Origin of the sequence: Peribacillus sp. FSL E2-0218 (genome assembly GCF_037992945.1) — a bacterium.
In the GTDB taxonomy this organism is placed as follows: Bacteria; Bacillota; Bacilli; order Bacillales; family DSM-1321; genus Peribacillus; species Peribacillus simplex_B.
Window position 1 is genome coordinate 3,773,284 of the sequence record NZ_CP150304.1, and the last position, 22,282, is coordinate 3,795,565.

Annotated in this window: 23 protein-coding genes; 5 read left to right on the plus strand and 18 right to left on the minus strand. The window is 45.5% G+C overall.

Annotated features, from left to right (window positions below):
- Window positions 1-53: 53 nt before the first annotated feature.
- The 5 genes from MHI53_RS18140 to MHI53_RS18160 all read right to left on the minus strand — a co-directional run bounded on the left by MHI53_RS18140 (window position 54) and on the right by MHI53_RS18160 (window position 3,803).
- Window positions 54-1,118: an NAD(P)/FAD-dependent oxidoreductase gene (locus MHI53_RS18140; protein WP_061143354.1), complete on the minus strand. Its 1,065-nt coding sequence runs from the start codon at window positions 1,116-1,118 to the stop codon at window positions 54-56.
- Between the two features lie 237 nt (window positions 1,119-1,355).
- Window positions 1,356-1,769 (minus strand): hypothetical protein, encoded by a 414-nt coding sequence (locus tag MHI53_RS18145; protein WP_340371880.1) that lies wholly within the window; start codon window positions 1,767-1,769, stop codon window positions 1,356-1,358.
- Window positions 1,770-1,849: 80 nt separating this feature from the next.
- Complete coding sequence (locus MHI53_RS18150) at window positions 1,850-2,335, minus strand: methylated-DNA--[protein]-cysteine S-methyltransferase (RefSeq protein ID WP_340371881.1); 486 nt, start codon at window positions 2,333-2,335, stop codon at window positions 1,850-1,852.
- A gap of 53 nt (window positions 2,336-2,388) precedes the next feature.
- Complete coding sequence (locus tag MHI53_RS18155) at window positions 2,389-2,958, minus strand: Ada metal-binding domain-containing protein (protein WP_340371882.1); 570 nt, start codon at window positions 2,956-2,958, stop codon at window positions 2,389-2,391.
- 494 nt (window positions 2,959-3,452) lie between these two features.
- A complete protein-coding gene (locus MHI53_RS18160) occupies window positions 3,453-3,803 on the minus strand; it encodes a hypothetical protein (protein ID WP_061143362.1) in 351 nt (116 codons plus the stop codon).
- Window positions 3,804-4,331: 528 nt separating this feature from the next.
- On the opposite strand from MHI53_RS18160, the gene MHI53_RS18165 reads away from it, so the two are divergent.
- Window positions 4,332-4,553, plus strand: coding sequence for a DeoR family transcriptional regulator (locus MHI53_RS18165; protein ID WP_034309346.1), 222 nt, complete (start codon window positions 4,332-4,334; stop codon window positions 4,551-4,553).
- Window positions 4,554-4,639: 86 nt separating this feature from the next.
- Here the strand turns inward: MHI53_RS18165 and MHI53_RS18170 are convergent, their stop codons facing one another.
- Window positions 4,640-5,359 (minus strand): pseudouridine synthase, encoded by a 720-nt coding sequence (locus tag MHI53_RS18170; RefSeq protein WP_340371883.1) that lies wholly within the window; start codon window positions 5,357-5,359, stop codon window positions 4,640-4,642.
- Window positions 5,360-5,477: 118 nt separating this feature from the next.
- Entirely contained in the window at window positions 5,478-7,079 is a 1,602-nt protein-coding gene (locus MHI53_RS18175) for a polysaccharide biosynthesis protein (protein ID WP_061143364.1), read from the minus strand.
- A 205-nt stretch (window positions 7,080-7,284) separates the two neighbouring features.
- Here MHI53_RS18175 and MHI53_RS18180 point away from each other — a divergent pair, with 205 nt between their 5' ends.
- Complete coding sequence (locus tag MHI53_RS18180; protein ID WP_340371884.1) at window positions 7,285-8,550, plus strand: NAD(P)/FAD-dependent oxidoreductase; 1,266 nt, start codon at window positions 7,285-7,287, stop codon at window positions 8,548-8,550.
- Window positions 8,551-8,895: 345 nt separating this feature from the next.
- Here MHI53_RS18180 and MHI53_RS18185 read toward each other — a convergent pair whose 3' ends face one another.
- The 3 genes from MHI53_RS18185 to MHI53_RS18195 all read right to left on the minus strand — a co-directional run bounded on the left by MHI53_RS18185 (window position 8,896) and on the right by MHI53_RS18195 (window position 10,062).
- Window positions 8,896-9,027, minus strand: coding sequence for a hypothetical protein (locus MHI53_RS18185; RefSeq protein ID WP_260320236.1), 132 nt, complete (start codon window positions 9,025-9,027; stop codon window positions 8,896-8,898).
- Window positions 9,028-9,033: 6 nt separating this feature from the next.
- A complete protein-coding gene (locus tag MHI53_RS18190) occupies window positions 9,034-9,351 on the minus strand; it encodes an MGMT family protein (protein WP_081092499.1) in 318 nt (105 codons plus the stop codon).
- 540 nt (window positions 9,352-9,891) lie between these two features.
- The gene (locus MHI53_RS18195) at window positions 9,892-10,062 is read right to left on the minus strand and encodes a hypothetical protein (protein ID WP_185113121.1); all 171 of its coding nucleotides are present in this window, start codon (window positions 10,060-10,062) and stop codon (window positions 9,892-9,894) included.
- Between the two features lie 157 nt (window positions 10,063-10,219).
- On the opposite strand from MHI53_RS18195, the gene MHI53_RS18200 reads away from it, so the two are divergent.
- Window positions 10,220-11,149: an SDR family oxidoreductase gene (locus MHI53_RS18200; RefSeq protein WP_061143366.1), complete on the plus strand. Its 930-nt coding sequence runs from the start codon at window positions 10,220-10,222 to the stop codon at window positions 11,147-11,149.
- A gap of 91 nt (window positions 11,150-11,240) precedes the next feature.
- On the opposite strand, the gene MHI53_RS18205 is transcribed toward MHI53_RS18200, so the two are convergent.
- The 6 genes from MHI53_RS18205 to MHI53_RS18230 all read right to left on the minus strand — a co-directional run bounded on the left by MHI53_RS18205 (window position 11,241) and on the right by MHI53_RS18230 (window position 18,461).
- The gene (locus MHI53_RS18205; protein WP_061143367.1) at window positions 11,241-11,426 is read right to left on the minus strand and encodes a sporulation protein Cse60; all 186 of its coding nucleotides are present in this window, start codon (window positions 11,424-11,426) and stop codon (window positions 11,241-11,243) included.
- A 65-nt stretch (window positions 11,427-11,491) separates the two neighbouring features.
- On the minus strand, window positions 11,492-12,574 hold the full coding sequence (locus MHI53_RS18210; RefSeq protein ID WP_340371885.1) for a tartrate dehydrogenase: 1,083 nt from the start codon (window positions 12,572-12,574) through the stop codon (window positions 11,492-11,494).
- A gap of 131 nt (window positions 12,575-12,705) precedes the next feature.
- A complete protein-coding gene (locus tag MHI53_RS18215; protein ID WP_061143368.1) occupies window positions 12,706-13,017 on the minus strand; it encodes a rhodanese-like domain-containing protein in 312 nt (103 codons plus the stop codon).
- 113 nt (window positions 13,018-13,130) lie between these two features.
- Window positions 13,131-14,453, minus strand: coding sequence for an MFS transporter (locus MHI53_RS18220; protein WP_340371886.1), 1,323 nt, complete (start codon window positions 14,451-14,453; stop codon window positions 13,131-13,133).
- Between the two features lie 65 nt (window positions 14,454-14,518).
- Complete coding sequence (locus tag MHI53_RS18225) at window positions 14,519-17,032, minus strand: PEP/pyruvate-binding domain-containing protein (protein ID WP_340371887.1); 2,514 nt, start codon at window positions 17,030-17,032, stop codon at window positions 14,519-14,521.
- A gap of 400 nt (window positions 17,033-17,432) precedes the next feature.
- Window positions 17,433-18,461 (minus strand): NADH:flavin oxidoreductase/NADH oxidase, encoded by a 1,029-nt coding sequence (locus tag MHI53_RS18230; protein WP_061143371.1) that lies wholly within the window; start codon window positions 18,459-18,461, stop codon window positions 17,433-17,435.
- A 181-nt stretch (window positions 18,462-18,642) separates the two neighbouring features.
- Between MHI53_RS18230 and MHI53_RS18235 the strand changes: the two genes are divergently transcribed.
- Window positions 18,643-19,083, plus strand: coding sequence for a winged helix DNA-binding protein (locus tag MHI53_RS18235; RefSeq protein ID WP_061143372.1), 441 nt, complete (start codon window positions 18,643-18,645; stop codon window positions 19,081-19,083).
- A gap of 310 nt (window positions 19,084-19,393) precedes the next feature.
- Here the strand turns inward: MHI53_RS18235 and MHI53_RS18240 are convergent, their stop codons facing one another.
- Together MHI53_RS18240 and MHI53_RS18245 are read right to left on the minus strand one after the other, a co-directional pair.
- Window positions 19,394-20,236: an aldo/keto reductase gene (locus MHI53_RS18240; protein ID WP_061143373.1), complete on the minus strand. Its 843-nt coding sequence runs from the start codon at window positions 20,234-20,236 to the stop codon at window positions 19,394-19,396.
- A gap of 198 nt (window positions 20,237-20,434) precedes the next feature.
- Entirely contained in the window at window positions 20,435-21,634 is a 1,200-nt protein-coding gene (locus tag MHI53_RS18245) for an MFS transporter (RefSeq protein WP_061143374.1), read from the minus strand.
- A gap of 185 nt (window positions 21,635-21,819) precedes the next feature.
- On the opposite strand from MHI53_RS18245, the gene MHI53_RS18250 reads away from it, so the two are divergent.
- Entirely contained in the window at window positions 21,820-22,182 is a 363-nt protein-coding gene (locus MHI53_RS18250; RefSeq protein ID WP_061143375.1) for a winged helix-turn-helix transcriptional regulator, read from the plus strand.
- Window positions 22,183-22,282 lie beyond the last annotated feature (100 nt).

The window sequence follows — 22,282 nt, forward strand, 5'->3', positions numbered from 1 at the left end:
CTATCCGATAGAGTAACCGTTAATGTACCACCAAGGTTTTCCTTCTATTCCTTTTACAGAACCGCAGCCGGTTTCATCATTTGCTTGATCAGTTCCTTGTTGCGCTTTTTAAAGATTTCGTTATGGGAGGAGACCATTCCCATACCAAGTGCATCGGGCTGAATATATTGCTTTGCCTTGTTTACGGCATTTGCCGCATCTTGGAAGGTTCCTGCTATTAAGTGCAATTTGCCGTCATGGTGCAGGATATCACCCGCAGCATAAATTCCATCCATCGAGGATTCACTGGAAGCATTACCTTCAATATAATAATTATCGACCATTGCAATATCCACTTTACTATTTTGCAGCAGCGATGTATCGCGCTCATATCCATGATTGATGATGACCTCGTCGACCGGCAGGTAAGAAACCTCACCCGTCGTATGGTTGGTCAATTCGACATGTTCGATCGATTCATGATTGGCACACGCGATCAGCTTAGTGATCGTTGTATTCAAGAAGCAAACGGCTGAGCTTTCCATCAACTGCCTTGCCTGTGATTCATGACCAGCTAAGCTATCTTTCCTGTATGTCAGATAAACTTTTTTGGCGACTGGCTCCAATTCATTAGCCCAATCGATTGCCGAATTGCCGCCACCTGAGATGATCACCGTTTTATCCTTGAATCGGTTGAATGATTTAACGGTATAGTTCAGATTGGACACCTCAAACCTTTCCGCCCCTTCTATCTCCAGCTTTTGAGGATTCAAGATTCCGCCGCCAACCGCGACAATGATCGTCTTAGAATAATGCTTTTGACCGGATGCTGTAAGTAAAACGAATATCCCTTCCTCATTACGTGTGATCGATTCCACTTTCTCATTCAACACGACGGTTGGATTGAACGTTAAGCCCTGCTCCACCAGCTGTTCGATTAACTTCTCACCTGTAGTCGGTGTCAGTCCGCCTACATCCCAAATCATTTTCTCCGGATATACATGAATCTTCCCGCCTAGCTGCGGCTGGTATTCAATGATTTTCGTCTTCATTTCCCTTAACCCGCTATAAAAAGTGGAGTACAGGCCTGCGGGCCCCCCTCCAATAACTGTAACATCAAATAAATCTTGCTGTTCCATTTCCGTTCACTCCTCGGTAATCAAATGTTATTGATTATCATTCTCATTTAATCGTACACCCTTTTCGTCACTTTTTCAATATGAATTTATGAAATAAGTGAGCAAAATTTCAAAAATGAACCTCCAACATATTTACCGATTCCGTGAGGCTGGTGTATCGACTGCGCAGGGTGAATGAAACGCAAAAAAAAGTGCAGTCATTCCCCTTGATTGCGGGCTGCACTTTTTGAAAGATGGTTAGCGTGAACTCGGTCTCTTCCCATCAGCTATAAGATCATTGATACGATCTATGAGCTCAGGCAATTCCTTCATCGTTTTAATCGTAAAATCAGCCCCATTTTGCATAAAGGAATGGGCCGTTTCGGAGATTACATTTTCTTTATCCCATTCTGATAGACTGGTATACTCCTCCAAACTCAATCCCATCTCAGAGCTTCCGACAATGACTCCGACGGACCAGACCCCAGCATGGACTCCCTCCTTCATATCCGAAGCGGTATCTCCTACTTTCAATGTCTTCCATGACGCGGATATCCTCAATTCTTCGATGTTGCGATAAATCATGTATGGATAAGGTCTTCCAACCGAATTGGTTGCATCAGGGGTTACTTTGCATGGAGATTTCATCGCTTCGTTTAAAGATACCGGCACACCTTTGCTTCTTTCTTAAAAGCTAGAAAAATTGTGAATCATACAGCAGTATGGTTCACGTTTTTTTCGCATTCCTTCCATCACGTTTCCTGCTTAACATTCCTTTCATGCTGAAGGAGCCATTCCTTTCTCCATAAGCCACCTGCATAACCGGTTAATTTCCCATTTGATCCTATGATCCGATGACAAGGAATCACGATGCTTAACTTATTCCTGCCATTAGCACTCCCTACTGCCCGAATGGCTTTTTCGTTACCGATTGTAACGGCGATGTCTTTATAGGTACCCGTATTGGCGTACACGATTCCCGTTAGTGCATTCCATACGTTTTTCTGGAAGATCGTCCCTTCAAGTAAAAAGGGAAACGTAAATTCCATGCGTTCACCTTTGAAATACTCATCAAGCTGATGATAGCACTCCACCAAAACCTTGGGCGTTCGGTCTTGCCTACCATTTACCTTTATATCCCGTTCAGCAAACATTATCGAACAGATCGCCTCATTGGTTCCTGATATCTCGATCATTCCTATTGGCGATTCATAATCTAATTTATATAATTCACTCATATCTAAACCTCCCAGATTATAAGGTAGCAGACGGCCTGCCCCCCTCATTTTTTTCAATTCCCATTTTCCTGCATGTTTCGATATTCATGGGGAGAACAGTTCTTCAAACGGCGAAATACCTTATAAAAGTTCGAAGGGCTTTGGAACCCCACTTCAAGGGAAATCTCAAGATTCGTTAGACTGGTGCTTGTTAGAAGAAATGCCGCTTTATCGACTCTTATTTTTTCCAGATAGGAACGGGGAGTTTGCAACGTTTCTTTTTTAAAAAGCCGCTCCAGATAATAGGAACTTACACCGACATGGCTGGCAATATCTTTTAACTCCACCTTTTGGTTATACTGATTCATCAAGAAAGCGATGACATCCCTGACAAGGCGCATCTGCGGGGAATCCTCGACTTCCGGTTGGCACCTTTTGCAAGCACGGAAACCCGCCCTTTCGACTTCATCGATGTCATGATAGAATTTCACATTTATTTTTTTCGGCTTCCTTGACCTGCATGAAGGGCGGCAGTATATGTTGGTTGTCTTTACTGCCGTAAAGAATAAGCCGTCATATGTAGGGTCGCAGGCAATGATTTTCTCCCACATTTCTTCAAAAGAAAGCTTTATAGCAACATCCATTATACTCCGCATCCTTTCAGGTTTTAGTTCCCATATCATTGTGAGGTATCATTGAACTCCATGATCCGCGCTGTATCTCTTTCCAGCAATGCAATGACTTTATCTGATAGGGCATTCCCAAAACTGAGGCGTTTCACCCCAAAATCTCGAAGCTCCTTACCATTTGTTAATCCAGGCAGCGAAAATACATGAGGGGGGGCACCGTGTCGGACATTTTCACAGTATCCGCAATAAGTTTAATGATACATAAATGTCTGTCAAAATCAATCCATTCGCCATCCGGATGACCAAGGGAGTTGGCAATTTCCCAGCTTGTCGTTCCAATCGCGTGAACCCTGATTACTGTAGGATCATTTATTTGTCCTCATTTTAACAAACAAACCATCTCCAAATCGTCCTCATTCTTGCTCTTATGGTCCATTCAAACAAGATTTAACGGTTCCGAATAAATAAAAAATGCCCGTTCACACCAGGGCATTTTCATGATTTCCCATTCAGTTAACGAACAAAAATAACTTTCTATGATATTCCACGAATGCCTGCTGATCCTTTTCCGTACAGTCCAGCCACTTCACTTTCTTGCACCTTTCCTCCAGCCTCTCATTCAGCTCAGCTTCTATTTCATTCATGAAGCGAATGATTTCCCCATACGGCATATTGAAATGACGGGCTGCAAGCCTAGGCGGGGAATGCTTCACCAGCAAGCGCATGAATTGATCGACCGTGTCTGCCTTGGAAGCAAGAAAATCCTCTTCATTCACGATGAATTCATACACTTGTTTTTTCACGCCAGAGAGCCTGGTCACTTCATGACGCAATAAAAACTCCATTAATCTTTCATTCATATCGTTATACCTCGGATTTATTTATAGTTACATTCCTTTAGCTCATCTATGAAAACGCTATACTGCTCAACACTTCATTATGACATCGCAGCAGCAAGCCATCAAGTATATTTGCAAGGCATAAACCGTAATAATTACGATTAGCAATCGTTTTTAGTAAAATAACATGTATCGGCGTCCTAGTCAATATCTTCGGGACCATGCATATTTCACACAATTTATTGGCAAAATGCAAATAAGCAAAAGAAGTCACCTCCATGTTTGTTAATTTTTATATATGTAAACGGAATAAATTTGTTAAAATTTGATATAATAAATGTAATATTTAGTCAATTATCATTTTGTTCTAGAATTTGCATTTGCAAAGGAGTAGAATGAAGCTAATGACATCTTGTTTTTTCTCTAAATGTTTCCGAGGAGTTATAGGGTGGGTATAGCAAGTACATAGCGACAGCTGAAACGCTGTCCGACATATCGGTTGTTTTCATTTGTTTTACACTAACAATGAAAAGAATAAGGAGTGATTTTTTGAAACCTTCAACAAATCGCATGTTAACCCGTATTAAATCCGTTTATATGTTCATTAGCAATAACGGTACGGTTTCTACTCAAGAGCTTGTAGAAGAATTTGGCATCACTCCTCGAACTGTGCAGCGCGATTTAAATGTCTTAGCATACAATGACCTTGTTCAAAGCCCAAGCCGAGGCCTTTGGACGACAACAAGTAAAAAGGTGAAGATGTCATCGTAAAGAGAACGACCACCCGAACGAAATCGATATGTAAAATACTTTGAGGCGGACAATATATGTCCGCCTCATTTTTTCTTGCTTATTTTTCAATCAGGCTGACCGGCTTTCAGTTGTTCAAGCTCTTCGGCGGTCAATTCACGGTATTCACCAAGCTCAAGCTCCTCATCGAGCTGCAGGCTTCCCATGGAGAGCCGCTTTAGGTAAACGACACGTTTGCCCACAGCCTCGAACATCCGCTTGACCTGATGGAACTTCCCTTCCATGATCGTCAGCTCGATATCCGAGGTCAAACCTGATTTAAGGATATTCAATTCACCCGGTTTGGTTTCGTACCCGTCATCCAAGGTGACGCCGTTGCGGAATGCCTCAATATCCCGTTCCGTTACTTCGCCTTCAATGACCGCAAAATACGTTTTCGGGACGTGCTTCTTCGGGGAAAGCAGTTGATGAGCCAGCTTACCGTCATTCGTGATCAGCAATAACCCTTCTGTATCTTTATCCAAACGGCCCACAGGAAATGGCTCGAATACCGAGTCCTCAGGCACCAAGATGTCGATGACCGTCTCTTGGTGATTGTCTTCGGTAGCCGACAAGACGCCAGGCGGTTTATTCATCATTAGATAGATGAATTCCCTGTATTCTACCCGGTCACCATGGACCGTCACGATTTCTGCATAAGGATCGACTTGTTCCTTCGGGTCCTTCAGCACCCGTTCATTGACCTTCACGGCACCTGATTTCAGGAGTTTCTTCACTTCTTTCCTGCTGCCATAACCAATATTGGATAATATCTTATCAATTCTCATCGTTTCCTCCTAAAGCCTTTTCAGTAAAAAGCCTTGCCCATTTTCATGACAGGCAAGGCCAATATATGATATTTTGGGGATTCACTTACCAATACCCTTTTTTTTACACATCAAACGTTCATAAGCCTAACTTAGTCTTCAATCGATCGATTCGGCTTCCGAACAAGCGATGGGCCAGTTTGCTTTTCAAGGAAAGCGCCGCATAAATGAGCGCTCCGAAAATGGCACAAACGGCTACGATCAATATCGCCTGGAATCGCCCTTCGGTTGTAAGCCACAGCGATAATAAGCTGTTCATGCCCCATACTGCCAGTCCCATTATCATGGAAAATACAGTAATCAATACCGATCTTCTAATAGTAAGGCTGTAACGATATCCAGTAAAGTAGGTGATGACATACAAGTTCAGAACGACAGCTGCCAAGTAGCCGAATGCTGTGGCATAAACGGATCCTTCCGTTTCAAGCAACTTGATCATCGGGATATTCAAGCTCAATTTGATCAAAAAGCCTACAAGCAGGCTAAGCACCGTATATTTTTGCTGATTGATGCCTTGCAGAATCGCCGCCGAAACGGAAAAAAGCGCAAACAAGATGGAAACAGGCGCATAAGCCTTCAGGACACTGATTCCAAGTGGATCATGGCTGTAGAAGGCACTATAAATTGGATCGGCCAGCACCGACATGCCCACGACCGCCGGGATCGTAATGAACAATAAAATTTGGAAGGCTTGGTTCAGCTGGCGGTTCAACTCTTCCGAATCCTCGCTGACATATGCCTTCGTCACCGAAGGAAGCAGCGCCATGGAAAACCCGGTTGCAAGCGTCATCGGAATCAAGACAAGCTTCTGGGCATACACATTCAAGACCCCAAGGGCATCTTCTGCGACATGCTGCAACCCGATCGACGACATCGCCTTATTGAAAGACAACAAATCCGCAAACTGAAACATTGGCATTGCGATACCGACAAATATGAAAGGAATCGACGATAGAAATATTTCTTTATAGATTTCCTTCAGAGAAATCTCCATCGTCCCCCGGTCTTTCTCCATCAGGCTGTCCAAATAAGGTTTTTGTTTTTTCCAGTACCAAAATAACACCACTAACCCGCCGATTGCCCCGACCGTCGCCGCGAATGTGGCTACTTGGATGGCCCTCACTAACTCCCCATCGAGGACATTCAAAACAACGTACACACCGGCCAAAAGGAACACGATGCGGACAATTTGTTCAATTACCTGAGATATGGCCGTTGGCTCCATCGCTTCATGACCTTGGAAGAAGCCGCGGATGATGCTCATGAACGGTACAAAGATCAAGGCGAAGCTGACTGCCCGTATGATCTCCGTGACATCCCTGACATCTTCCTTCTTTACACCAAATACTTCAGTAAACAGCGGGGCCATCGTATAGAGAACCAAAAAAGCGAGAAAACCGGTGACAGCCATCAATTTCAAGCTCGATTTGAATAGCTTCTCACCGACGGCGTATTCCTCGAGTGCATTATACTTCGAAATGAATTTAGAAACGGCAAGCGGCATTCCTGCCGTTGCAAAGCTGATGAAAATGGTATATGGTACGTATCCATATTGATAGAGGGTAGCCCCTTTATTCCCGACCATATGTTCAAATGGGATCACGTAAAATAAACCAAGAACCTTGGAAATGATCGCTCCCAGCGTTAATATAAAAGCCCCTTTTAAAAACTTAGATGACATCTAATCCCTTCCTGCCTCTGTCAGTTACGTTTTACACGCTCTTTATCTTATCATATTAACGTATTTTTTCTATAGAAAACTACACTCAAGTTTATCGTTTTCGAAGATAATACACAAACAAATAATTCCTTTTTTTCTACATTCGCAATTCTTAGGGCTCTTGCTATATAATGAAGGGACTGAAAATGATAAAGTGGTGATCAATTTGAAATATGATGTAGTGGTAATTGGCGGGGGCCCCTCCGGTTTAATGGCAGCAATTGCAGCCGGGGAAAAAGGTGCCCAAGTCTTGTTAGTGGATAAAGGCGAGAAGCTTGGCAGGAAACTTGCCATCTCGGGCGGCGGACGCTGCAACGTGACGAACAGGCTCTCAATCGATGAAATCATTCAGCACATCCCTGGTAACGGGCGATTCTTATATAGTGCTTTCTCGGAATTTAACAATGAGGACATCATTCAATTCTTTGAAAAATTGGGCGTTGCCCTTAAAGAAGAGGACCATGGCCGGATGTTCCCGGTCAACGATAAAGCGCAAAGCGTCGTGGATGCCCTGCTGACGCGCCTATCGAATCTGAAGGTAACGATTTACAAGAACTCCCCAGTTGCCGAGGTTCTCTATGAAAATGGAAAAACAAACGGAGTCCGGCTGAAAGATGGCCAAACCGTTGACACAGATGCGGTCGTGATTGCCGTTGGCGGTAAATCGGTTCCCCACACCGGATCAACCGGTGATGGCTATGCTTGGGCCAAAAAAGCGGGGCATACGATTACCGAGCTGTTCCCAACTGAAGTTCCCATCTTAAGCGACGAACCCTTCATTAAGGCGCGAACGCTGCAAGGCCTGGCACTTCGGGATGTTTCGCTAAGCGTGCTCAACCCAAAAGGCAAGACCCTGATTACACACCAAATGGATATGCTCTTCACCCATTTTGGCGTATCCGGCCCTGCTGTCCTAAGATGCAGCCAATTCGTCGTGAAAGCGATGAAAAAGTGGAACCTCTCGGAAGTGACCATGAAACTCGATGCCCTTCCCAATCGAAACAAAGAAGAAGTCTTTCAAGACATCATGAAGGAAATCAAGGCAGAACCAAAAAAAGCGATCAAAAATACGTTAAAAGGTATCGTCCCGGAACGATACCTCCACTTCCTGCTTGAACGCAGCGGCATCGACCTTCAAGAGCAAGGAGCGACGATTTCAAATGAGAAAATCCGCCGCTTTGCCGAGCTTTGCAAGGACTTCCAATTTGGCGTGCACGGCACCCAGCCGCTGGAAAAGGCCTTCGTCACCGGCGGAGGCGTATCCGTCAAGGAAATCCATCCGAAAGAAATGTCCTCCAAGCTAATGGCTGGACTGTACTTCTGCGGTGAAATCCTGGACATACACGGTTACACTGGAGGCTACAACATCACCTCGGCCTTAGTTACCGGAAGACTAGCCGGAATGAATGCCGCGATACATGCCCGTACATGACCTAATAACCAGGCTGATCCAATCGGATCAGCCTTTCTTTATGTATGATTTCTTTATTGGCCACTCATTCAGTGTTTGTCCGGAGAATAATTCGGCAAACAATCCGGTTTTTGGGCCGTCTACACACTTTTCCGGCCGACTCCACACTTTTGGGGCCGGCTTCACACTTTTTCCGACCAACTCCACACTTTTTGGGCCGACTCTACGCTTTTTCGGCCGACTCTATACTTTTTCGACCCACTTCACACTTTTTTCGGCCGACTCCGCCCTTTTTCCGACCGTCTCCTCCCTTTTTCCGGCCGACTCCACACTTTTTGGGCCAGCTTCACATTTTTTCGGCCGACTTCACACTTTTCCGACCGACTCCGCCTGTTTTCCGGCTGACTTCGCACTTTTTCCGGCCGGCTCCACACTTTTTCGGCCGACTCTGCCCTTTTTCCGGCCGACTCCGCACTTTTTCCGACCGACTGCCTTCATTCACTTTCATTCGTTTAGTTCTGGATGATGGCGATAAGCTTCGAGGTCGATCGTATTACGGTTTGTGAATGTGATGCCTTCGCTTTCCAGCATGATTTTCTGGTGTTCGGCTGCGCCTTCTGCTTTTATGCCGATTTCTCCTTTTGAATTGATTACCCGATGCCAAGGAAGATGATGTTTTTTACTGCTCGAATGCAGGATCCTTACGACCTGTCTTGCACCGCGGGCGCTTCCAGCAAGCTGTCCAATCTGACCATATGTCATCACCTTACCTGGAGGGATTTTTTGTATGATCTTAATTACCCGTTCTGTAAAACTTTCCAAATGACTCACCCCTTTTTTATCCGTTCGCTAACACCGTCATTTTCCCATCGGTTATGATCAGGCTGGATAACGCGTAAGTCACCCTGCAATCATCGTTCTTTTTTCGCACTGACCTGATCGTCATGGCCCACTCAACATTCCCCAGGCAGGGATGCCGCAATCCGTTTAAACTTTTCCAAATGCTTAACCAAAGTCTACAAACGGCAAAACAATAATAATCAAAATTTATTACTAAAATGCGTTTGCTTCTCATTTAAATGATGCGGTCATTTAGAATAGGGTCCCCCTGTTCTATTCCTGGTGTAATGAGTACTTCCTCATATTCAATAGAGCAGTCCAAGGTTCGGCGTTTTTCCGCAGGTGTCCCAATGGAATCTTCTTTTTACGCCGTCCGCATTATGTATTACCGATAACTTTATCATTAATGGCCGTTTTGTAAAATTCATAGAAGGGTGTGATTAGTTTTTCCCCCTAGATAAAAACGGAAGGGTGAGGCTGCCTTAAGTCTGATCCTTTCATGGTCATAGGCAGCCTCCCATTTCATATCACCGGGTAATATGGCTCATAGCGCGGGTTATAATAATAGGGGGGCCTTGAGCCGATGAGCGGCAATACAAAGGCATAGGGATTGGAATCATATAATACCTCCACTTTTTCATCCGAGTGTTCGACCAATAGCAACTTCACTTGTTCACTGTAATAATACGGCATATCGAGGCCTCCAAAAACTTTTTTTCTTCCCTTCAGCATATTCGAACGAAACGGCAACGAGCCCGTACCCACTCGTTTAGTTCCATATCAGCATGCACGGCATTTGCCTAGTCAACATACAGTAAACCGACTAATTTCTTTTTTAGGAGGACTCTTCATGACAGAAGGCAAGAAAAAGCAACCATCCCAAAAAGGCTATCCCCTTCAGCCGAATTATGGAAAAATCACTCGTTATCAAGATGTGCCGATTACCGTTCCGGAGCAACGCCAATTTCGCCAGCCTGGTGTAGAAAAGTTCATGGTGCCACGGCCCATCATCGAAAATCCCGATTATAAAGGGAGCGGGAAATTGACGGGCAAGGTTGCCTTGATAACGGGCGGTGACAGCGGGATCGGTGCTGCAGCTGCGATTGCTTTCGCTAAAGAAGGTGCAGATGTTTCCATCGCTTATTTGGATGAGCATGAAGATGCAGAACGAACCAAGTCGAGGATTGAAGAGCTAGGACAGCGTTGCCTGCTGCTTCCTGGAGACTTAAGGGATAAGCAGCAATGCATCGATATCGTTAAAGACACCATTGATGCATTTGGAAAGCTGGATATTCTTTGCAACCACGTGGGCATTCAATTCCAGCAATTAAGCTTGCTTGATATTACCGATGAGCAATTCGATGACACCTTTAAAGTGAATATTTATTCCCACTTCTACACGACCCGGGCAGCCCTGCCGCATTTACAGGCAGGAGCCTCCATCATTAATACCTCTTCCGTCGTGACGTTCAATGGAAACAAGCAATTGATTGATTACACAGCGACCAAGGGCGCCAATATCGGCTTTACCCGGGCATTGGCAAACAGCCTCGTCGCCCAAGGGATCCGGGTGAATGCCATTGCGCCTGGAAGATTTTGGACACCGCTCATCCCGGCAAGTTTCTCTGCCGACGAAGTCACCCAAGTCCAGAACCCGATGGAGCGTCAAGGCCAGCCATTTGAACTGGCCCCAACCTTTGTCTACCTCGCTTCCGATGATTCCCGTTTTGTGACAGGACAAACACTTCATGTCAACGGCGGGGAAGCGACATCATCCTGACATCCGCTTAATGGGGACGAAAAAAAGACTACCTTGGTTTGCCACTATCCAGCAAAAGGTAGTCTGCCCTATCGGTATATGTCCGACCGCGTTATTTTTTCTTATAAATGATCATCGCACTGAAGCAGTAGATTTGCTCTTCTTCATCTTCCCCAGTAGTGGCAACATTGTATTTAATGTCGACGATTTGATTTTCCCGGATGTCTTCCAGGAAAACATTCATTTCATCCTCTAGGTCCTTCTCGTGCTCATAATCGAATAATTTAACTTGGATCATCGGCTCTCCCCGCCCTTTTTACTATAATGATAGATATTGTGCAGGATGCCCATTTCCCAAGCAATTTATACATGCTTTATGTGTAAAGTCGATAACAGCGCAACCACTTCAGTCCCAACGTCTACCGTTGTAGCTGTCCCGCCCATATCCGGAGTCAGTGCCTTCTTATCGACCATCACCTGTTCGATCACGTCCAATACGTTCGCACCCCAACCTTCATGCCCAAAGAAATCAAGTATTTGACTGGCGGACCATATGGCGGCAAGGGGGTTGGCGATGCCTTTATGGGCGATGTCCGGAGCGGAGCCGTGAATCGGTTCGAACATCGAGGGATAGATCCGCTCCGGATTTAAATTGGCGCCTGCCGCAAGGCCCATCCCGCCTGCAATGGCAGCCCCCAGATCCGTGATGATGTCACCAAATAAATTGGAGGTGACGACGATTTGGAATCGCTCAGGCTGTTTGACAAAATACATGCTCGCTGCATCGACCAGATAAGAATTCGTTTCCACATCAGGATACTCTCTTCCAACCTCTTCGAATACCTGATCCCAAAAAACCATGGAATAGTTCAAGGCATTGGCTTTGCTTATACTTGTTAGGCTTTTCCCCATTTTGCGTGCCAGCTCATAGGCATAGCGAATGATCCGCTCCGTTCCTTTTCGTGAAAAAACTCCCGTTTGCAGGACGACTTCCTCCGGCTTGCCTCTAAAAAGCCAATCCCCGGCCCCGGAATATTCCCCTTCGCTATTTTCACGGATGACGACCATATCGATTTGGTCACGAGTCACGTCCTTTAACGGACATGGCGCACCTTGAAGCAGTCTGACGGGGCGAACGTTCACGTACTGATCGAATTGCTTCCTGATTTTCAGCAGCAGCTCACGTAATGAAATATGATCCGGCACCCCAGGATACCCGACCGCCCCAAGGTACACGGCATCAAATTTCTGCAATTGTTCCAGGCCATCCTCCGGCATCATTGTACCGTGCTCCAGATAATACTCACACCCCCAAGGGAAATGAGTAAACTCGAAGGAAAAACCCCCTGCAATCCGAGCCACCGCTTCAAGGACCTTCACGCCCTCCTCAATCACTTCGGGCCCTATACCGTCTCCTGCAATGACTGCTATTTTATGAACACTCATTTCCTCCGCTCCTTTTTTATCGAAATTTTCTGATTTATCACCACTCATTTTAACATATTCCTTCTGCATCCCCTGTTCAATCATAAAAAGGACCTGCGAATATTCGCAGGCCTTGTATTTCAAGGGCATATTCACTTAACGATGACTTCGCCGTCCCATTCCAGCATTCCGCCAACCATGTTTGCCACTTTATAGCCTTGTTCCTGCAGATAATGGCAGACATTTTCACTGCGGCGCCCTGACCGGCAAATGAAAATATATTCCTTTTCTTTATCGAAGTAATCAAGGTTCGCCGGGATATCATTCATGCGGATATGCTTGGCGCCTTCGATCATCCCTTCCTGCACTTCTTCGTCCTCACGAACATCGACAAGTTCCAGCGCTTCGCCGGCCTCTACCTTAGCTTCCACTTCTTCGGTTGTAACGATTTTGATTTCTTCCATAATTAGCACCTCGAATTATCGTTTGTTTTATCTCTCTCATTATAACAAAATTCCTTACTTTTAAGGAAGCCATTCAACCGGTCCAAGAAACAAGCCCTCTCTCTACTGACAGGTCATGGCGCCGATAGCTTATTCCTTCTATGCACCATTCTCGATAAAAGCGCTCCAGTCAAGGCTGCCGCCATCAAAATCGCAAAAAGGACCGAATAATTCGTGACGATCCCGATCAAAGTCGATGAGATGATGCTGCCAAAATAGCGGAATGTCGAAAAGATCCCCGATGCAGAGCCCGATGCAGATTCATCGACCGCCTCCAGGGAAGCGACCTGCATGCTGGTAAGCCCTAAACCGATTGCCAAACCGTTCACGATAAGCGTTATGGCTAAATAAAGAAGCGACTGGTTTTGGATGACGAACAATAATAATAGATTCGTTAACACGGTGAAGGCGAATGACAGGAAAATGACCTTTTGCGATGTCCATTTTCCATTAAGCTGTCCGCCAATCATATTGCCAAAAGCCATGGAAATGGAGAACAAGGATAACATCACGCCGCTCATCGAGGTGGATATATCCATTTTTGTGGTCATGATCAACGGCATGACCAACAAGATGGCATACATCGTGAAATTATTGATCAACACCGATAGATTGGCATTCACGAATATAGGACTCTTGAATAAGGCGAAATCTATAACCGGAGAGGCAACGGATTGCTCTCTCCTTATGAACAATCCCGTAAATAAAAGCGTCCCCAATCCAAGTGTGATGTATGCCGCCGGCGATGTTGCATGTGTCAAGGCAATCAATAATGTGATGGCAATGGCCAAATAAATGGCACCAAACACATCCAGGGGCTGTCTGGGACGCTTATTCCCAAGCTTGGGAATAAGCAACATCCCTCCAGCAAGCGCACCTAATAATAAAGGGACATTGACCCAGAATATCGCTTTCCAACTGGCCATGGCAATCAATAATGAGCCGATCAATGGACCGACTGCCGCTCCCAGCCCCATGCCTAAGCCGAAAAAACCCAATACCCCCGGCAGCCGCTCCCGTGAAACGGCATGACGGATAAGGGCAACGACATTCGGGATCAGTAATCCTCCCCCTATGGCTTGGAGTGACCGAAAAACGACGAGCACACCTATATTTGGAGCAAGGCCACAGCCAATCGAGGCAGTGAGAAATAATAGTATGCCAATGAGATAGATTTTCCGATTGCCATAAAGATCGCCAAGCTTCCCTGCGATCGGCTGGGTTACAGCCATGACTATGAGATAGATTGTGACCACCCACGTCACACTGTGTATATCCAAACCGTAAAAGTCCGAAATTGAACCGAGTGCTATCGAAATCATCGTTGAGTTGACCGGTACAAGGAACGCTGCCATCAATATAAAAACAATCATCAGGAATTCTTTCTGTCTGCTCATCCTTACACCTCAATCCTTAAACGAAAGAATAATCCATTGAAAAGAGCCGTTCGAATCGAATGGAATCATGCATCGATAATCGTGACTGTTCCCGTATTTCCATCGACAATGACTTGATCTCCATCCTTCAATCGTTCCGTGCCTATTTTTGTCCCCAATACTGCGGGAATTCGATACTCCCTGGCGATGATGGCCGAATGGGACAGCATCCCGCCTGTATCGGCAATGATCGCTATGGCATCCTGGAAAAAGGACGTCCAAACAGGTGTTGTGCTTTTGCAAACCAATATATCTCCTTTTTTAAACTTCGATGCCTCATGCATGCCGGAAATCACCTTGACCTTCCCTTCACATACACCCGCTGAAGCGGATATGCCTTTCATTGTATTCGCCGTATTTTCCTTGTCTTCTGCCAATGAACCAAACACCATTTCCACAAAAGCCTGTTCTTCTTCCGTAGGTTTGCCAAAGTAGGCTGGTGTTTTGATTTTCCCCTGGAGATCATATTGCCGTTTCCGCTCCAATACCGTGTCCATCAACGAGCGCGGTGCATCCAAAATTGAAATGATTTCATCTTTATATAAGAACCAAATATCCTCTGCATCATCGAGAACGCCCTGTTGGACCAGGAGCTCCCCTACCTTCAACAGGTATAGGCGGGCCTTGGCATCGAACATGGCATCGATGTAAAAGTGATGATCATCGGTGATGACAGCCGCATCCAAGGTCATTTGGTAACATTTTTCAAACACCTCTCGCTCACTGGGATCCTCAATTGACGTTAGGAAATTTTGATGAATCCGATTCCTGGCCATCACTGCCGCTTCGAATTCTTTATCAAAATCATACCCATTCTTGATGAAATTCTTGATGATTTCAAGGACATGCCCATTATTTTCCACCCAAGTCTCCCCCATGAAATCATGGGACTTAAGGCATCTGTATCCGTACTCATGGACGAATTTTTCAACGCGGTCAAGAAAATCCTTCCCTTTCCCAAAAGTGCTCAGGGCCTGGGATACGTTCCCTTCATCCGAATTCATGATAGCATGCAGCAATTGCGGTTCTTTTCTCGCCTTCATCGATAATTGCCATAAGAGACGATCGGATTCCAGTGACTTATTCATGATTCCCGCCATGGATTGATAGAGATCACGGGATGGCTCACTTCCAAGCAGTCTTTGGAACATCTTCTCAAGCTTCATATTCATACTGGCATGAGGCAGGACGATGATGAAATGCCAATAATAAACCTCTTTGAAAAACCCCGCCAGCTCCTCCAAGCCTCTTTTGGCTTTCGCTGCCGTAAATGGCTTCGATGTTTCCTCGTCGAGATGGCGATAAATGGGCATTAAACGATCATGGACGATATCATACATCCTATTAGTCAGCTCGGGATACAATTCCGCCATAAGCTTTTCGTTTTCCTTGAATAACTGCTCCGGTTCCGTTTTGAAGCGGATTTGCTTTCCATAATAGTATCCATTATGGACTTTCATTTGGGTAGATCCCATCGGTTCCTTCAGCTCCTCTGACGCTTTGGCCATCCCTTGATAAAATGGCTGTGTGACAATCGAAGCGAATAATGGCGAAATGGGATCGGGAAATCTGGAATCCATCAAGAACCAGAATTCTTCTTCATCTGCCCGTTCCAACATGAATTCTTTCCTTGCATCGGGAATGGATTCTTCCGCTTGGATTACAGTCGTGATCGGCCGGGCTTGCAAGAGGTATATTTCTTGATCTTGAATGCCAAATTCCAAATCGACCGGATGCTGATAATGCCTTTCCACCTCAAGGGTCAATTCGAGCAATCGTGAAATCATCGCCTCATCCAGGCAGTACGCATCCCGTTCCGCTTTAGTCGTTTCCAATTCCTCGGTCCCTGCTGCGCCCGCGATGATTTTCAGCTCTTTGCTGCCGATGATTTTCTCGATTTTCCTGCCATCCCGTTTGACCACGAAGGCATCTGGTGTAACGATTCCTGATACGACAGCCTCCCCAAGCCCATAACTGGCATTGATCAAAATATGATCCGAATTGCATGTAACGGGATCCTGGCTGAAAATCACTCCTGAAACGTCAGAATGAATCAAGCCTTGGACCACAACGCCCATATTCAATGCATCGACCTGTTCCTCGATCGTCTTGCTATATTGCAAGACGCGGGCCTCGAAGCACGAAGCCCAGCACTCCTTTACCCTAGACAGGAATTCTTCTTCCGTCCTGACATTCAAGTAGGTTTCATACTGACCGGCAAAGGATGCCTGCTCCAAGTCTTCGGCACCAGATGAAGAGCGTACCGCCAAGGCCGTATATTTTTCACGCAGCTCCAAAAAAGCGCTGGTCAGATTAGTTAATAAATCCTCGGGTATGCTCGCTTGCGTTATTTCGGTTTGAATGGTTCCACTCTGTAAATCGAGTTCGTTCACTTTCACAAAGTGCAAGAATGAATGACGGCTTATCACAAAGCCATCCGGCACGGGCAGGCCCAACTTTTTCATTTTGATTAAATTTTCCGCTTTTGCCCCTATAGCTTCCCTGGACTCCGTAGCTTGGGTAAATCTCTCTGTATACATGTTAATTGCTCCCCTTCCATCCGTTAGAGTTGGCTAAGACCCCACCTGATCCTGCAATCGTTCTCACCCAAAAAACCAGAGCCAGCCCGGCATTATATCCATGATTGGTATAATGCCCACTCTTAACCATAATGGATAATATGCTTCATTTCATATGAAAAGGCTTACACCATTTCAGTCGACAAAACATCATCGCCTCACATTTCATAGGGCTTTATTGCCAATTACCGGAAGATCAACCTAAAAAAATGGAACGAACTAATCAATTTCCTCTTCATTCCCCATTATTACGGGATCACACTGATTCTTTTCACTGTCGAATAATCCCTACTATAGTCGCAATAAAAAAAGTCAGCGAATCTAGTATTCGCTGACTTTTCCTTCGATTGAAGTGCCTATGTCAGTGCCTGAATCCCCGTTCGTATTGTACAGGAACTGCCACCTTTTTATTCAATGCCTGGGATGCTTCCAAAGCCCAATATGGGTTGCGCAGCATTCCTCTTCCCACAGCGACCAAATCCGCTTCTTCATTGCCAATGATTGAATTTGCCAGGATCGGATCATCCAAACGTCCAACGGCAATCACCGGGATATCCAATGCTTTCTTGATTTCCCTGGCCAATGGCGTTTGATAGCTTGCATGCGTGCCAGGTCTTCCCGCTGCTCCAATCGGGCCCTCGCCGCCTGAGCTCACATGGAACATATCGACGCCCGCTTCTTTAAACACTTTTGAAAAAGCGATGCTTTCCTCCAAGCCATATCCGCCTTCTACATATTCCCTTGCCGAGATGCGCATGATCAAAGGCATGCTAGCAGGCATTTCGCTTTTTGCGGCTTGAATGACCTCCACGCCAAACTTGGTCAGGTCCTTGCCGTATTCATCATCACGTCGATTCGTGATCGGTGATAAAAATTGGTGAATGAGGTACCCGTGTGCGCCATGTAATTCAATGGCATCGAATCCTGCCTGGACGGCCCTCCTCACTGAAGCACGGAATTTATCGACGATTCCCTTCACTTCTTCCGTCTCTAAGGCCCTTGGTGTTTTAAACGTTTCATCAAATGCTATTGCCGAAGGCGCTACCGGAGTTTCCGCATCCTGCGCCTTACGGCCTGCATGGGCAATTTGGATCCCGATTTTCGCTCCGTATCGGTGCACTTCCTTAACGATTTTGGAGAATGCATCAATTTGATCGTCCGACCATAATCCAAGATCGTGATCCGTAATTCGTCCATCCGGTTCCACATCGGTCATTTCCACGATGACCAGGCCCGTACCGCCAATTGCCCTGCTTACATAATGGTGCTGATGCCAACTGTTTGGTATGCCGTCTTTTGCTTCAACGGAGTATTGGCACATTGGCGGCATGACGATCCTGTTCTTAAGTTCAAGCTCTTTTATACGATAGGATGAGAATAAATCTTTCATATTTTATGTCCCCTTTAATTTTAATGCATGCACATGCATTTATATCATTTCGGTCATGGTGTGTCAACCAATCCGATTCCCCCGAACGGCAAGAAACGGATCCTGACCCGCTAGCTTCTTGGTATACTCCGTTTAAGATGTGTTATATTTAAAGGAAGTAAGCAGAGGAAGGCGAATAAATATGTCCAGTGAACAAAACATTATAACAACATGGCTAGCGTTTACCCGTATTCATGCCGAGCTCTCCAATGAGCTAGATCGCATGCTTCAGGCAAGACATCAAATGACCCTGAATGAATTTTATGTTCTATTATTTCTATCGGAGACCCCAGAAAAAAAGCTGCGGCTGCTGGAATTGCAACAGTTGGTCGGCCTAAGCCAAAGTGCCATGTCCAGGCTTTCCGTCAGGATGGAAAATAAAAGCTGCGGTGTCATCCAAAGAATTGGATATGAAGACGATCGCCGCGGTGTATGTGCGATCATAACCGACCGTGGCGAGATAAGGCTTCAGGAAATCCTTGCGACCGTTAATGAAACACTCGAAAAGACTTTTAAAAAAAGCGAGATCGACACAGCACTCAAGTTATTCGTACATGCTAAAGACGGGCTCTCTGAACAATGAACCAAGAAAATAGCCATGCATTTCCGTGCCCCATTCCATTTTGGGGCATTTTTTCCGTTCCTGACTTATCGGAACGGAAAGTGAGAGACCTCTGCCGGAAATACAATCTAGGGACAGAAACCCCAGGACAGTTCCCCGAAGAGACCGCACCGCCTCTGGATAAGAGAGCGCCTGCAGTGCAATGGAACGTTCATTGTATAAACTCCCCAGTATGGGCGCATTGGATGCCATCTTCATCAAATCAAAAAAAATGCAGACAAACCTCATGTTTGTCTGCAGCCTAAGGACGTTTTCCTGTCCTCATCGATGATTAAAAATCAAAATTATCAGGATCCGGACCAACACGATGATTCTGATTCAACCCATCTATTTGGGTCATTTCTTCATCAGTCAACTCAAAATCGAATACAGATGAATTTTCCACGATGCGATGCTCTTTCGTCGACTTTGGAATCGTTACGATCCCGTTTTGCAGATCCCAACGTAAAATGACCTGGGCAACGGATTTGCCATGCTTAGTCGCAATGGCCTGTAATGTTTCATTATCCAGTAATTCCCCCTGCATCAAAGGTGACCAAGCTTCCAGCTGAATGCCCTGCTCCTTACAAAATGCTTGCAATTCTTTTTGCGTCAGACGCGGATGACATTCGACTTGATTGACCATCGGCTTCACATCCCCAGCTTCGATTACATCTTCCAAATGGTGAACCTGGAAGTTGCTCACACCGATCGCTTTTACCTTTCCTTCTTTATAAAGGGTTTCCAGTGCTCTCCAAGCTTCTTTGTACTTCCCTTCCACTGGCCAATGGATAAGGTATAAGTCCAGGTACTCCAAGCCAAGCTTCGTTAAGCTTTTTTCGTAAGCCGCCAATGTCGATTCATAGCCTAAATCCGCATTCCATACCTTGGATGTAACGAATATCTCTTCCCGGGTGATTCCAGCTTCTTCGAGGCCTTCGCGGATTCCTTGTCCGACCCCTTCTTCATTTTGATAAATGGCTGCCGTATCAATGCTGCGATAACCGTGTTGGATTGCTGCCTTAACCGCATTTACCAGCTCAGGACCCTCCTCTACCTTAAATACGCCCAAACCGAACCAAGGCATTTTAACCCCGTTATGCAATGTTGTTGTATCTTGTAAATTTTTCACCATTATCGATCTACCTCCATTTTTTTCATTCAATATTTCATAGACTGTAATGCGTTAGCGTATCTGTATCATTACATCCCTTCAAGGAATCTTCCCCATTCGCTGAAGGGATGTAATGATACTTGATGATAAGGGATACTCTATATGCATACAGGGAATGACTTGCTTTAACTACCTTGCATCACTTCGCCTATCCTATTTTTAGTTCTTCCCTTTCCCTTGTAGGTCTCTACGTTCCAAGGCACGGCTCCATCCAGTTAAAATCACTGCAGCGAACACCATCACCCCGCCTATCCATGCTGTATGGATGAGTCCGATTGAATCCGTGATCACGCCGCCTAGATAGGCGCCTAGAGCGATGCCTGCATTAAAGGCTGCGATATTGATCGCAGATGCCACATCAACTGCACTTGGCACGAAGCGCTCCGCTAATATGACAACATAGACTTGAAGTCCGGGAACATTCATGAAGGCAAATAAACCCATTAATATGATCGTGATCAACCCAGCCAGTTTGAACGGTGCCGTGAAAGTCAAGACCACCAATACGATAGCCTGGATGAGGAACATATAGAATAAGGCATTAATAGGGTTGCGATTAGCTAATTTCCCGCCAAGAGTATTCCCTATCGCTATAGCTACTCCATATATTAACAAAATCAAGGCGACAGTTCCTTCTTTAAACCCCGTCACTTCCTGAAGCAGGGGCGACAAGTATGTGAAGACAACGAATGTTCCGCCATACCCAAGTGCTGTAATGATGAATACCAGCAGTAAGCGGCCATTAGTAATTAATTTGATTTGGTCCCGAAATGTCGTGCGTGCAGCCTTCCTTAAATCGGATGGGACAAGGACGCTATTCGCGACGAAAGCAATGAGGCCGATCGCCACGATGATGATGAAGGCAAATCTCCAGCCGAACTGCTGGCCGATGAAGGTTCCGAAGGGAACGCCTGTCACCGTAGCCACCGTAAGACCTGTAAACATGATGGCGATGGCGCTCGCCCTCCGATCTTCAGGAACCAAATCAGCAGCAATCGTCGCACCAATTGACATGAAAATACCGTGGGCAAGTGCCGAAATGACACGTGCAATCAATAATACACTGATCGTGGTAGCAGAAGCCGCCAATGCATTTCCAGCTACGAACACGACCATGATCCAAAGCAGCAAGGTTTTACGCGACATATTCGATGTCAGGGATGTCAGGATCGGTGCCCCGAACATGACTCCCAAGGCATACAAGGATACTGTCAAACCTGCCGTCGTGACTGTAATGTGCAGGTCCCTTGAAATGAGCGGCAATAACCCCACGCTGATGAATTCTGTCGTTCCAATCGCAAAGGCACTGATCGCCAAAGCCAGCAATGCCCATGTACTTCTATTTTTACTTGAAATCATATTCTCTTCTCCTTTTCGTCTTTTTGTACTATCATGAAATTGCCTCAAGCAATTTTTAGATAAATGGTACAGTGGATTCGGTGTGCAAATGTTATTATGAGATATAATATAAATAAAAAACAGTACGTACTTTAAAGTGATATAGGTACCTTTTAGTTCCTATAAGACAAGGAGAGTAGGCCATCATGCAAAGAAAGAAGTACAATATCTCGGTTGAAGCGACCCTCGAGGTACTGGGCGGCAAATGGAAATGCGTCATCCTTTGTCACCTGACCCACGGAAAAAAACGGACTAGCGAATTGAAGCGTTTGATGCCGAACATCACCCAGAAAATGCTGACACAACAATTGCGTGAGTTGGAAAAGGACGGGGTCATCGACCGGATCGTTTACAACCAGGTTCCTCCAAAAGTGGAATATGAACTTAGTGAGTATGGACATAGTCTGGAAAGCATCCTTACCGCCCTGTGTACATGGGGAGACAATCATATAACCAGAGTGTATGGAGATAAATCTTCCGTTCTGGAGGAAAGTATTTTGAATGAGTAGGGAGAGAGCAGCTATTGTAAACAATAAAAAGATTAGCCTAGTCGGCTAATCTCAGACTGTAGACAAACTCGATGAAAATCGAGTTTGTCTATTTTTATGG

Bases quoted from the DNA above. Each gene is read 5' to 3' on its own strand.
- MHI53_RS18140 (WP_061143354.1), bottom strand. From the start codon at position 1,118: ATGGAACAGCAAGATTTATTTGATGTTACAGTTATTGGAGGGGGGCCC.
- MHI53_RS18150 (WP_340371881.1), bottom strand. From the start codon at position 2,335: ATGAGTGAATTATATAAATTAGATTATGAATCGCCAATAGGAATGATC.
- MHI53_RS18155 (WP_340371882.1), bottom strand. From the start codon at position 2,958: ATGGATGTTGCTATAAAGCTTTCTTTTGAAGAAATGTGGGAGAAAATC.
- MHI53_RS18160 (WP_061143362.1), bottom strand. From the start codon at position 3,803: ATGAATGAAAGATTAATGGAGTTTTTATTGCGTCATGAAGTGACCAGG.
- MHI53_RS18170 (WP_340371883.1), bottom strand. From the start codon at position 5,359: ATGAGAATTGATAAGATATTATCCAATATTGGTTATGGCAGCAGGAAA.
- MHI53_RS18175 (WP_061143364.1), bottom strand. From the start codon at position 7,079: ATGTCATCTAAGTTTTTAAAAGGGGCTTTTATATTAACGCTGGGAGCG.
- MHI53_RS18185 (WP_260320236.1), bottom strand. From the start codon at position 9,027: ATGAAGGCAGTCGGTCGGAAAAAGTGCGGAGTCGGCCGGAAAAAGGGC.
- MHI53_RS18195 (WP_185113121.1), bottom strand. From the start codon at position 10,062: ATGCCGTATTATTACAGTGAACAAGTGAAGTTGCTATTGGTCGAACAC.
- MHI53_RS18200 (WP_061143366.1), top strand. From the start codon at position 10,220: ATGACAGAAGGCAAGAAAAAGCAACCATCCCAAAAAGGCTATCCCCTT.
- MHI53_RS18205 (WP_061143367.1), bottom strand. From the start codon at position 11,426: ATGATCCAAGTTAAATTATTCGATTATGAGCACGAGAAGGACCTAGAG.
- MHI53_RS18210 (WP_340371885.1), bottom strand. From the start codon at position 12,574: ATGAGTGTTCATAAAATAGCAGTCATTGCAGGAGACGGTATAGGGCCC.
- MHI53_RS18215 (WP_061143368.1), bottom strand. From the start codon at position 13,017: ATGGAAGAAATCAAAATCGTTACAACCGAAGAAGTGGAAGCTAAGGTA.
- MHI53_RS18220 (WP_340371886.1), bottom strand. From the start codon at position 14,453: ATGAGCAGACAGAAAGAATTCCTGATGATTGTTTTTATATTGATGGCA.
- MHI53_RS18225 (WP_340371887.1), bottom strand. From the start codon at position 17,032: ATGTATACAGAGAGATTTACCCAAGCTACGGAGTCCAGGGAAGCTATA.
- MHI53_RS18230 (WP_061143371.1), bottom strand. From the start codon at position 18,461: ATGAAAGATTTATTCTCATCCTATCGTATAAAAGAGCTTGAACTTAAG.
- MHI53_RS18235 (WP_061143372.1), top strand. From the start codon at position 18,643: ATGTCCAGTGAACAAAACATTATAACAACATGGCTAGCGTTTACCCGT.
- MHI53_RS18240 (WP_061143373.1), bottom strand. From the start codon at position 20,236: ATGGTGAAAAATTTACAAGATACAACAACATTGCATAACGGGGTTAAA.
- MHI53_RS18245 (WP_061143374.1), bottom strand. From the start codon at position 21,634: ATGATTTCAAGTAAAAATAGAAGTACATGGGCATTGCTGGCTTTGGCG.
- MHI53_RS18250 (WP_061143375.1), top strand. From the start codon at position 21,820: ATGCAAAGAAAGAAGTACAATATCTCGGTTGAAGCGACCCTCGAGGTA.